Source organism: Pantoea sp. USMM079, from assembly GCF_037153115.1.
Lineage (GTDB): Bacteria > Pseudomonadota > Gammaproteobacteria > Enterobacterales > Enterobacteriaceae > Pantoea > Pantoea communis.
Window position 1 is genome coordinate 229941 of record NZ_JBBCKX010000006.1, and the last position, 11814, is coordinate 241754.

At 54.7% G+C, this 11814-nt stretch carries 11 protein-coding genes and 1 tRNA gene; 6 read left to right on the top strand and 6 right to left on the bottom strand.

Translation table 11 applies throughout. The features are described 5' to 3' along the window. The first annotated feature begins 105 nt into the window (after positions 1 to 105). From deoC to mrdA, 5 genes are all read left to right on the top strand, one after another. Positions 106 to 885: a deoxyribose-phosphate aldolase gene (deoC, locus tag WFP70_RS11995; RefSeq protein WP_337023378.1), complete on the top strand. Its 780-nt coding sequence runs from the start codon at positions 106 to 108 to the stop codon at positions 883 to 885. Positions 886 to 964: 79 nt separating this feature from the next. Then, complete coding sequence (gene deoA, locus WFP70_RS12000) at positions 965 to 2287, top strand: thymidine phosphorylase (protein ID WP_160868851.1); 1323 nt, start codon at positions 965 to 967, stop codon at positions 2285 to 2287. 91 nt (positions 2288 to 2378) lie between these two features. Next, the gene (deoB, locus tag WFP70_RS12005; RefSeq protein ID WP_034828490.1) at positions 2379 to 3602 is read left to right on the top strand and encodes a phosphopentomutase; all 1224 of its coding nucleotides are present in this window, start codon (positions 2379 to 2381) and stop codon (positions 3600 to 3602) included. A 33-nt stretch (positions 3603 to 3635) separates the two neighbouring features. Then, entirely contained in the window at positions 3636 to 4349 is a 714-nt protein-coding gene (gene deoD / locus WFP70_RS12010; protein WP_034828492.1) for a purine-nucleoside phosphorylase, read from the top strand. A 286-nt stretch (positions 4350 to 4635) separates the two neighbouring features. After that, a complete protein-coding gene (gene mrdA / locus WFP70_RS12015) occupies positions 4636 to 6513 on the top strand; it encodes a penicillin-binding protein 2 (RefSeq protein WP_337023377.1) in 1878 nt (625 codons plus the stop codon). Positions 6514 to 6614: 101 nt separating this feature from the next. Here mrdA and WFP70_RS12020 read toward each other — a convergent pair whose 3' ends face one another. The 5 genes from WFP70_RS12020 to WFP70_RS12040 form a co-directional block, all read right to left on the bottom strand. Continuing rightward, positions 6615 to 7325 (bottom strand): GGDEF domain-containing protein, encoded by a 711-nt coding sequence (locus WFP70_RS12020; RefSeq protein ID WP_080748190.1) that lies wholly within the window; start codon positions 7323 to 7325, stop codon positions 6615 to 6617. After that, on the bottom strand, positions 7322 to 7708 hold the full coding sequence (locus WFP70_RS12025) for a DUF1987 domain-containing protein (protein ID WP_034828496.1): 387 nt from the start codon (positions 7706 to 7708) through the stop codon (positions 7322 to 7324). The genes WFP70_RS12020 and WFP70_RS12025 overlap by 4 nt, the downstream gene beginning before the upstream one ends. A 7-nt stretch (positions 7709 to 7715) precedes the next feature. Then, the gene (locus tag WFP70_RS12030) at positions 7716 to 8267 is read right to left on the bottom strand and encodes a SiaB family protein kinase (protein ID WP_097118104.1); all 552 of its coding nucleotides are present in this window, start codon (positions 8265 to 8267) and stop codon (positions 7716 to 7718) included. A gap of 10 nt (positions 8268 to 8277) precedes the next feature. Further along, the gene (locus tag WFP70_RS12035) at positions 8278 to 9501 is read right to left on the bottom strand and encodes a SpoIIE family protein phosphatase (RefSeq protein ID WP_038644771.1); all 1224 of its coding nucleotides are present in this window, start codon (positions 9499 to 9501) and stop codon (positions 8278 to 8280) included. Positions 9502 to 9603: 102 nt separating this feature from the next. Then, positions 9604 to 10926 carry a methyl-accepting chemotaxis protein gene (locus WFP70_RS12040; protein WP_337023376.1) on the bottom strand — a complete coding sequence of 441 codons (1323 nt, stop codon included), beginning with the start codon at positions 10924 to 10926 and terminating at the stop codon, positions 9604 to 9606. 194 nt (positions 10927 to 11120) lie between these two features. On the opposite strand from WFP70_RS12040, the gene WFP70_RS12045 reads away from it, so the two are divergent. Beyond that, a tRNA-Phe gene (locus WFP70_RS12045) sits at positions 11121 to 11196 on the top strand. Between the two features lie 415 nt (positions 11197 to 11611). Here WFP70_RS12045 and WFP70_RS12050 read toward each other — a convergent pair. Next, positions 11612 to 11814: hypothetical protein (locus tag WFP70_RS12050; protein ID WP_337023375.1), on the bottom strand; the 203-nt coding region annotated here is incomplete at its 5' end.

Consider the following 11814-nt stretch of genomic DNA (forward strand, 5'->3'; position numbering starts at 1 on the left):
TTTCTTTTTTCATGTGACATGAAGCGCAATTCATTCAAGTGTGGTTTGTTAGAATTATCACATTATCCGGTGGCGTCGTCTGCCGGTCACCTTTTGGAGAGCATCATGACCGATCTTAAAGCAGCTGCACAACGCGCCCTGCAACTGATGGATTTGACCACCCTGAACGACAATGACACCGATGAGAAGGTGATCGCGCTGTGTCATCAGGCGAAGTCGCCAGCCGGTAACACTGCGGCCATTTGCATCTATCCACGTTTCATCCCTGCTGCGCGTAAAGCACTGCGCGAGCAGGGCACGCCTGATATCCGCATCGCCACGGTCACCAACTTCCCGCACGGCAACGATGACGTTGAGATCGCGCTGGCAGAAACCCGTGCGGCGATTGCATACGGTGCAGACGAAGTGGACGTGGTCTTCCCGTATCGCGCGCTGATTGCCGGCAATCGCGACATCGGTTTTGCGCTGGTGAAAGCCTGTAAAGAAGCCTGCGCCGCTGCCAACGTGCTGCTGAAAGTGATCATCGAAACCGGTGAACTGAAAGAAGAAGCGCTGATTCGCGCCGCTTCTGAAATCGCTATCGATGCCGGTGCGGATTTCATCAAAACCTCAACCGGTAAAGTGCCGGTTAACGCCACGCCAGAAGTGGCGGCGATCATGATGCAGGTGATTCACGATAAAGGCGTGCAGCAGCAGGTGGGCTTCAAGCCTGCGGGCGGCGTGCGCACGGCGGAAGATGCCGCGATCTATCTGAAGCTGGCGGATGACATTCTGGGCGAAGGCTGGGCGGATGCGCGCCACTTCCGCTTTGGCGCTTCAAGCCTGCTGGCGAGCCTGCTGAATACGCTGGGCCACGCGACAGCGACCAGCAAAGCGGGCTACTGATCCCAGCCTCAGGGTCGCCATCAATGGCGACCCAAATAATGTTTGGTGCATTTCACAGCAATCTCCCGGGGAGGCAACCTTGTTCCTGCCACAAGAAATTATTCGAAAAAAACGCGACGGCCAGCCACTGAGCGAAGCGGAGATCCGTTTCTTTATCAATGGCGTGCGCGACAACAGCGTATCAGAAGGTCAGATTGCCGCGCTGGCAATGACCATCTACTTCCACGATATGAATCTTGAAGAGCGCGTGGCGCTGACCATGGCGATGCGCGATTCCGGGTCGGTGCTCAACTGGAAGTCGTTGAACCTCAACGGCCCGATTGTTGATAAGCACTCCACCGGCGGCGTGGGCGATGTGACTTCGCTGATGCTCGGCCCGATGGTGGCAGCGTGTGGCGGTTATGTCCCGATGATCTCCGGGCGCGGCCTCGGCCACACCGGCGGCACGCTGGATAAGCTGGAAGCGATCCCCGGTTTCGATATCTTCCCGAGCGACGATCGTTTCCGCCAGATCATCAAAGATGTCGGTATCGCAATTATCGGCCAGACCAACTCACTGGCCCCCGCCGATAAACGTTTCTACGCCACGCGTGATATCACCGCTACCGTTGATTCGATCCCGCTGATCACCGCATCGATCCTTGCCAAAAAACTGGCGGAAGGATTGGATGCGCTGGTGATGGATGTGAAAGTCGGTTCCGGTGCCTTTATGCCCACCTTCGAGGCTTCCGAAAACCTGGCGCAGGCGATTGTTGGCGTGGCGAACGGCGCGGGCTGCAAAACCACCGCGCTGCTCACTGACATGAATCAGGTGCTGGCATCCACCGCCGGTAATGCGCTGGAAGTCCGCGAAGCAGTGCAGTTCCTCACCGGCGAGGCGCGCAACCCGCGCTTGCTGGAAGTGACCATGGCGCTGTGCTCGGAAATGCTGATCTCCGGCAAGCTGGCCGACAACGACGCCGAAGCACGACAGAAATTGCAGAACGTGCTGGATAACGGTAAAGCGGCGGAAGTGTTCGCGCGCATGGTGGCGGCGCAGAATGGTCCGGTGGATTTCATCGAGCGGATGGACAGCTATCTGCCTGCACCGACCCTGAGCAAAGCGGTGTATGCCGATCGCGCCGGAATTGTCAGCGCCATGGATACCCGTGCGCTAGGTATGGCAGTGGTGTCGCTGGGTGGAGGTCGTCAGCGTGCCAGCGACAGCATTGATTACAGCGTGGGCTTAAGTGACATGACCACGCTCGGCACGCAGGTTGATGCACAGCGTCCGCTGGCGGTGATTCATGCCGCGTCGGAAGCGCAGTGGCAGCAGGCTGCGGAAGCGGTCAAAGCAGCTATCACGTTGAGTGATAGCGCGCCTGCGGAAACGCCGGTGGTCTATCGCCGCGTCAGCGAGTAACGCTTCTTCGTGCCAGGCAGCGGCCATTCGGGTATACTGATCTGATCGCTTTTTTTTGACTTGTCATCGCGCCATTGCGCAGGAGACTTGCATGAAACGTGCTTTTATTATGGTTCTCGACTCCTTCGGGATCGGCTCCAGCAAAGACGCCGATAAATTCGGTGATGAAGGATCGGATACGCTCGGCCATATCGCCGAAGCGTGCTTCGAAGGCCGCGCCAATGAAGGTCGCGAAGGCCCGCTGCATCTGCCCAACCTGACCGCGCTCGGTCTGGGTAAAGCCGCTGAACTCTCTACCGGCCGCTTCCCGCCGGGCCTCGACGCCAATGCTGAAATCATTGGTGCCTACGCTTATGCCAGCGAGCTGTCATCCGGTAAAGATACGCCGTCAGGCCACTGGGAAATCGCCGGCGTGCCGGTGCTGTTTGACTGGGGCTACTTCAGCGACAAAGAGAACAGCTTCCCGCAGGAGCTGCTCGATGTGCTGGTAAAACGCGCCGATTTGCCGGGTTATCTTGGTAACTGCCATTCGTCCGGTACGGTGATCCTCGACCAGTTGGGCGAAGAACACATGAAATCCGGCAAGCCGATTTTCTACACCTCGGCGGACTCGGTATTCCAGATTGCCTGTCACGAAGAGACCTTTGGTCTGGATCGTCTGTACGAACTGTGCGAAATCGCGCGTGAAGAGCTGACCAACGGTGGCTACAACATCGGCCGTGTGATTGCGCGTCCGTTTGTCGGCGACAAAGCGGGCAACTTTGAGCGTACCGGTAACCGTCACGATCTCGCCGTGGAACCCCCTGCGCCAACCATGCTGAAAAAGCTGGTGGACGAGAAGGGCGGCGAAGTGATCTCCGTGGGTAAAATTGCGGATATCTACGCCGAGCAGGGCATCACCCAGAAAGTGAAAGCTACCGGGCTGGATGCACTGTTTAACGCCACCATCGAGCAGATGAAAAAGGCGCCGGACAATTCCATTGTCTTCACCAACTTCGTTGATTTTGACTCCACCTGGGGCCATCGTCGCGATATCGCCGGATATGCGGGGGGTTTAGAGTTCTTCGACCGTCGTTTGCCGGAGCTGATGGCGCTGGTGAAAGAGGGTGATATTCTGATCCTCACCGCCGACCACGGTTGTGACCCAAGCTGGAAGGGCACCGAGCACACGCGCGAGCACATCCCGATTTTGATTTACGGTCCAAAAGTGAAGCCAGGATCGCTGGGTTATCGCGATACCTTTGCGGATATCGGCCAGACCATTGCGAAGTATTTTGGCCTGTCCAGCATGGACTACGGCAAAAGCCTGCTGTAAAACAGCCCACCAATTTTAAAAAGGAAAATAACCATGGCAACGCCTCATATTAATGCAGAAATGGGTGACTTCGCGGACGTGGTGCTGATGCCGGGCGATCCGCTGCGCGCTAAGCACATCGCAGAAACCTTCCTGGAAGATGCGGTTGAAGTGAACAACGTGCGCGGCATGCTGGGTTACACCGGGACGTACAAAGGCCGTAAGATTTCGGTCATGGGCCACGGTATGGGTATACCATCCTGCTCGATCTACACCAAAGAGCTGATCACCGATTTCGGCGTGAAGAAAATCATCCGTGTCGGTTCATGCGGCGCAGTGCGTGCCGATGTGAAACTGCGTGACGTGGTGATTGGTCTGGGTGCTTGCACCGATTCCAAAGTGAACCGTATGCGTTTCAAGGATCACGACTTCGCGGCGATTGCGGACTTCGACATGGTGCGTAACGCGGTTGATGCCGCCAAAGCGCTGGGTGTGGACGCACGCGTTGGCAATATCTTCTCTGCTGACCTGTTCTACACGCCAGATCCGCAGATGTTCGATGTGATGGAGAAATACGGCATTCTGGGCGTGGAAATGGAAGCGGCCGGTATTTACGGCGTGGCGGCGGAGTTCGGTGCTAAAGCGCTGACCATCTGCACCGTGTCGGATCATATCCGCACGCACGAGCAGACCACGGCGGCTGAGCGCCAGACCACCTTCAACGATATGATCAAGATCGCGCTGGAGTCGGTGCTGCTGGGGGATTAATCCCGTCTGTTTTGTTCGGTGCGCTTCAACGCGCACCTGACGAAACGCACCAGCGCACAGGGTCGTCATTGATGGCGACCTTGTTCTTCTTCGGGCGAAATGAATCCTGCCATTTTTGACGACCTCGTTACTCGCCGCTCGGAATCATCGATACCACTCAGGGCGACCTGAACCTCTCCTCGTAAACATCTGACACACTTTTACCCAGGCTTGTGCATCTTCGTGCTGGCTCTAAAACAATCTCTGCTTATCATTAGTGTGATAACAAAGAGACTAAGCCCCCCTGATGAATTTCCGTAATTTCGAAGCTGAAGAAAAACTGTTTGTCCGTCGTGCGCTTGTCGCTTTTGCTCTGGTCGTCATCTGTTTCATTATTCTTGGCGTAAATCTGTATCGTATTCAGGTACAACAGCACAGCTATTACCAGACGCGCTCCAACGAAAACGACATCAAAATGATCCCCATCGCGCCGACGCGAGGGTTAATCTACGATCGCAACGGCATTCCGCTGGTGCGTAACGTCACCTGGTACGACATCCTCATCACGCCATACAAAATCGACAATATGCAGGAAACGCTGAAACAGCTGACGCCAATTGTCGACCTGACGCCGGAAGAGATTGAAACCTTCGAGCACGAGCTCAAACAGAACAGCCGCTATAAGCCGGTCGAGTTAAAAGAAGAACTCACCGATGAGCAGGTGGCACGCTTCTCCGTCAACCAGTTCCGTTTCTCCGGTGTCACTATCGATACTTACCAGGATCGTGAGTATCCGTATGGAGCCGATTTAGCCCATGTGGTGGGCTATGTTTCTAAGATCAACGATAACGATTTCAAGCGCCTGAATGCCGAAGGCGTCGGCGAAAACTATGCTGCTGACCACAACATCGGTAAGCAGGGCATTGAAGGCTATTACGAGTCAATTTTGCACGGCAAAACCGGTTATCAGGAAGTGGAAGTGGATAACCATGGTCGCATCGTGCGCGTGCTGAAAGAAGTGCCGCCGGTTGCCGGCCAGAACGTCTATCTGACGCTGGATCTGCATCTGCAGCAATATGTTGAAAGTCAGCTTGCCGGCCAGCGTGCGGCGGCTTTGATCGAAGATCCACGCGATGGCAGCGTGTTGGCGATGGTTTCCGCACCGAGCTACGACCCGAACCCGTTTGTGAAGGGCATCAGCTACAAGGCCTACAAGACGCTGTTGGCGGACAAGAACCTGCCGCTGATCAACCGCGTCACGCAAGGGCTCTATCCCCCGGCTTCCACGGTCAAACCCTATATGGCGATGTCCGCGCTGCTGACCAAGGTCATCACCCCAAGCTTTACTATTTTTGGCGCGCCGACCTGGACCCTGCCAGGCACCGATCGTAAATATCGTGACTGGAAAAAATCGGGGCACGGCACGCTGGATGTCACTAAGGCGATTGAGGAGTCGGCGGACAGCTTCTTCTATCAGGTGGCGTTTATGATGGGCATCGATCGTATCCACACCATGCTGAGCCAGTTTGGCTACGGCAAACCCACCGGCATCGATCTCAATGAAGAGTATTCTGGATTGCTGCCAAGTCGTGAGTGGAAGCAGAAAGTGCATAAACACGCATGGTATCAGGGCGATACGGTGTCGGTGGGGATTGGTCAGGGTTACTGGATTGCGACGCCGATTCAGATGGTAAAAGCGCTGGTGGCACTGCTCAATAACGGTCGGGTGATCAATCCGCATCTGCTGGAAAAATCGCAGCGTGGTAAGGAACAACAGCTTTATCAACCTAAATTGCCGCAACCGCAAATTGGCGATCCAAAATCACCGTATTGGTCGCTGGTGCGTCACGCGATGTTCGGTATGGCCAATGCACCGAACGGCACCGGTTATAAGTATTTCCACACCGCGCCTTACGGCATTGCGGCGAAGTCGGGGACGTCTCAGGTGTTCAGTCTGAAGCAGAACCAGGTCTATAACGCGAAAATGATCCCGACGCGCCTGCGTGACCACATCTTCTATACCGCGTTCGCACCGTTTAATGATCCGAAAGTCGCAGTGGCGTTGATTCTGGAAAACGGGGGAAGTGAAGGGGTGACGGCAGCACCGTTGATGCGCAATATTCTCGATCACATCTTCCTGCCGCCACCGTCTGAGCCGCCGGTAGAAACGGCGCAGAAAAATTAATTTGCGCGAGATCGCACCCAACGTCGCGGTGCGATTTATCGCGCGATCCTGAGCGGTAATGCTGATCTCTGCGCTATAAATGCTGTCGCGACAAGGCTCTTCTAGCGGAAGAAAACCCGGTTGCGACCGTGGTTTTTCGCATCATATAGCGCGGCATCAGCATTGTTATACAGGGTTTCGAAATCAGAACCCGGTTTGCCGTAGCTCACGCCGAGGCTGGCCGTCACTAACTGACCCGGCAGCACCGCCAGTGGCGAGGCGTTCAGCGAGGCGTGAATCGCGCCCGCGACAATCACCGCGTCCGATAAACGGTAGTGCGGCAGCAGCACGGTAAACTCTTCACCGCCAATACGGCCAATGCTGGCATCTTCCGGACAGTGCGTCTGAATACGCGACACCAGGCCGCAAATCACCTTATCGCCCATCGGATGTCCGAACTCATCGTTGATCTTCTTGAAGTGGTCGATATCGAGAATGATCAGCGCCGCCGGGCCATTGCTCAACGTATTCGTAATACGCTGAATGATGGCACCGCGGTTCCAGACAGCAGTGAGTGGGTCGTGGCTGGCTTTGTATTCCAGCTCCTGAGCCAGTTGATGCAGCTGCTCATTGACGCGGTTCAGCTCGCGTTCAGCACGGTCACTGCGCGAGATCATGCGATAGGTCTCGCGCATCAGGCGCTGATAGTGGCGATTAACGTTCAGCAACGCATTACGATAATCGTCTGCACTGAGCGAGGTCTGAGCCGCAACATCCTGAGCGCGCGTTAGCACCTCGCTCTCTTCGCGAAACAGCTCATTCAGGTCCATCATGAGGCCATTTCCGCTCGCAGATTCACCTGCAGATCGGTAAAGTCCAGCGCCAGTTCCTGGCCGAACTCTTCAGACACATCATCTTCTTCATCAAAGAACCAGTTGAGTTCAACCTTCTGGCCTTTCTGCGCCAGCTGATTGAACAGATCAAACAGGCTGAACAGCATTTTGGTGCTGGAGCTGTTGAAATAGCGCAGGGCGATATTGGCTTCGATCTGGCCGCTTTGTGCGGGCTGCCAGCTTTCCAGCGCATCCAGCAACGGACGGTAGAAGGCGGCGGCGTTTTCCGGCCAGGATTCTCCGCGCAGGGAAAACTGACCGCTTTCGAAGTCAAAATTGACCTCGGGAGTGCTTTCTGTGGCAGCAATAACAAGGTTTTGCATAAACAATTCAATCCTGGTGAATGGTGGCTTTGAGCCAAAACGTGGCGTAACCACTGGACTCCAGCGGACGCAGTTCATACTCCAGCGGTTCACTGACATCACGGGCAAGTGTCAGTAATCCTATGTTGGCCCCTTTGCTTGTGGCAGGGCTCTCAGCTCGCAGACCTACGCGGTATGCTTGTTTGATCTCTTCATTGCTCATGGTACGCAGCAAATCCAGCCAGTAACGCAGCTGCTCACAGGCGACTTCATCGACCTGATTGCTGCTTTCCAGCACGTAGGTGTCGCCATCTACGCGCAGCGTAACGGTGCCGAAGCGAAAATCCTGCTCGGCGTGGTTCATGACGCGGCTATCCTGCGAATAACGCAGGATATTCTGTACGATTTCAACAAAGCTGGAGAACAAGCGGCGGCGCACTTTCACCGGCGCCTGCTGGTTCTCCAGAAAGACCTTAATCACCTCGCCCATGGCGGTGATGTTCTGCGGCGAGAAGAAGCCAGTATAGTGCAGTGCAACGCTTTCTGGCGGTACGCGGCTAAGGGTTGAACCTGAGTTCATAAGGTGCTCATTAATAACGGAAGCCAAACCAGGTGACGTCATCGCGTCGCGGCTGGTTGCCTTGCCAGTTGAGAAATTCCCGCTCAAAGGTCGCTGACAACTCGTCCATCGGCAGGGTTTGATATTGTGTTACCAGCGTCTGAATGCGCTTTTTGCCAAACATAATATGGCGTTCACCGCCGGGCTGATCGGTCACGCCATCGGTCATCACCAACAACATATCGCCGGGATGCAGCGTGCGTTGATGTTCCGGCCAGATGTAATCCTGCGGCGTATCGGTGTAACCCACACCGACGCGATCGGCCTTGAGCGATTCCGCTTCGCCAGCGGCCGGATGTAACAGCGCATGCATGCGTGCGCTGGCCCAGCTGAGTTGATGTTGGTGAGTATCAAGGCGTAGCGCGATAGCATCACAGCCGTCATTGGAGAGCGACGTTTGCTGCGTGGCATTGAGCTGCCCAAGGGTTTGTTTAATATGACGATTCAGTGATTGCAGCAGATCGGACGGTGCCCGACGGTTTTTCTGCAGCGCGTTTTCCAGCGCGGATTGCAGGATCACCGTCATAAAGGCACCCGGAATGCCATGGCCGGTGCAGTCGGCAATCAATGCCAGCCAGCCGTGTTCATCCTGATGGAATGCATAATAGTCGCCGCCCACGCCATCGCGCGGCTGCCAGTGCAGGCACCAGTCATTGAGCTGCTGGGCCATTTGCTGTTTTGAGCGATCAAGCATCGCGTCCTGAATCACGCGCGCATAATCGATACTCTGCAAAATTTGTTGATGCTGTTGCGCCTGCAAATCGGAGACGGTGCGGATCAAATCGATCCCCAAACCGATACCAATATAGCGGCCTTGTTCGGTCAGAATAAATCCGTCGGTGACCGATTTATCCCCGGTTGCCACCACCTGATGCGCCACCTGATCCAACTCGGTATCGGCATCAATCACCAGCGGCTCTTTGTCCATAAAAGCGATACAGCTTTTGCGGTCATAGAGTTCGCGGAAGAACGGGCGCGTCATCTGTGACAGGAAGATATGGCGGTTGATCATGCCAAACGGCGTGCCGTTCTCGATCACTGGCAAACCGATCAAATCTTTATGTTCGGTAAACAGAGCCATGACCGCTGTGTTGTCCATGGCGGGACTGACAAACGGCACCTCAATGCACAGCGAACGCGCACGGGAACGGCTCGACAGGGAGGTTAATCCTGCGCGTAAATCAGGCAGCTGCATAAGAATTATTCTGGCATTGATTAGGATTTATCCTAGATTACTGCACTGCTATGACAGTTTTATGTCACAGCAGTGCAATAGAAGAAGAGAAAGCAGGAAAAATTACTCTTCTTTCAAGGCCTCAGCCACATGACTGATGGCGCGCACCACTTCGCTGGAGCTGCCGCGAATCTCAGAGATCACGCCACCCGCTTCTTTGGCTAACACGACGCCATGATCTGCACGTTTCAGGTTCGATTCGATGCCTTTTAACGCTTTTTCGGCGAGAGTGTGGTTATGCTGAACCATATTCTCGATCTCGGTAGTCGCGCGGTTGATGTTTGCCGCCAGCGTGCGAACCTCGTTAGCCACCACGGCAAAACTGCGACCGTGCTGACCGGCACGTGCGGCTTCCACCGCGGCGTTGAGCGCCAGCAGGTTAGTCTGATCGGCAATGCGGCGAATGCTCTCGACAATCGCACCAATGCGGTCTGAGGATTCGCTGAGGTTACTGATATCGCCGGAAATACCGTGCAGTTCGCCTGCCAGTTCATTGATGGTTTGCACACTGTTTTCAATCACCGTGGCACCGAGGCGCGTGCTCTCGCTGGTTTGCAGTGCCGTTTGATACGCCTGTTGTGCCGCCTCGCGCTCCAGATGGTTCTTCTCCACCTGCGCGGTAACATCAGTGGCGAATTTCACCACTTTGTAGAGTTCGCCGGCTTCGTTGAACACCGGGTTATAAGTGGCACGCAGCCACACGGTGCGACCCAGCTTGTTGACGCGCTCAAACTGGCCGGAGATAAATTCACCCTGATTCAGCTTATGCCAGAAGCGGCGATACTCGTCACTGTTGCGCATCTGCGGCGGGCAGAACTGACTGTGATGGACGCCAATCACCTCATCGCTGCGATAACCCATGGTTTTGAGGAAATTGTCATTGGTCATCAGCACTTCGCCTTTGAGGTTAAAGGCGATGACCGCCATCGAACGCTCAATGGCGGTGGTCATGGCGCGCTGCTCTTGCGCATCAATAATCCGTGCGGTGATGTCGCTCGCCAGCTTAACGATTTTGATTACCCGACCGCTGCGATCCTGCACCGGCACATAGTTAGCCTCCAGCCAGATGGGACGGCTGTGTTTGGCAACGCGCAGGAATTTATCGCTGAAGCCTTCGCCCCGGTTCAGGCGGCGCCAGAAATCGCGATACTGCGGGGATTGGACTAAATCAGCCGTACAGAACATGCTGTGATGCTGGCCGGCAATCTCCTTCAGCGTGTATCCCATGCGCTCCAGAAACAGTTCATTGGCGGTGAGAATGTGGCCTTCCGGCGTAAACTCAACCATTGCAATCGCCTCCTGCAACGAACTGAGCGTGGCGCTGCTGCGAGCGCGCTTCTGCCACGCCAGGCGTGACAGGATTCCCGATGTAATAGTGCTAAACATGGTGGACCTTATAATTGGAATTTGTCGTCACATCGGTTATCGGCGGGCGCGGTTAAAAATTCACCACTAAAGTTGGTAGTTGCAGAAATTTTTTACCGGATGGTCTGAAGGTTGCTGTAAAAGCCAGCAGTCAGCGGATTTTTGCTGAAAAGCGTTTGACGGTGCGGCCTGAGTAGGGTTTAATGCGCCCCGTTGCCCGGATAGCTCAGTCGGTAGAGCAGGGGATTGAAAATCCCCGTGTCCGTGGTTCGATTCCGCGTCCGGGCACCATACATCGAAGCACACTGGTTAGAAGTGAGATCTCTAACGGGTGTCTAAACGAAGATGGTGTTCAAAGCAACGGTGACTGCATTGACAGATGCATCATCCAACATTGAACATAAAAATCTTCAAGAAAGGGTATCAGTTCGAGCTGATGCCCTTTTCTCGTTGGCGTAAATAATTGCAATCATTGTCGCATCTGTCAACAAAACCTCAAGTTTCGTTAGATTTACTTACCCCCTTCCAGCGATTGCCATTGATGCCGCCCATCAAAATGAGCCTTACATTTTCTCAAGCCATCCCTTTTACGCTCCACGTTGTAGTATGCACCTGTTCGCTTAGTAAAAAATTCTTAGCCAAGCCAGTCATTTGTTCATGATTCTATTTACCGACTCGCGCCTTCAAAACGTTATACGGTCATGTATTAAAAATCTTCCGGTTGCCAGAATAAGCAACCAACCTGAAGCCGGTTATTCCTGATTATGCATGGAACATATTCGGGCTCAGGGTCAAGGATGACCCTGACCCGAAATCCTGCTCCATTCAGAAACAGAATTCCGGCATGATAATGACTCCCCTGAGCGGAGGTTGTGCCGATGAAAAAGTCACGATTCACCGAAGAGCAGA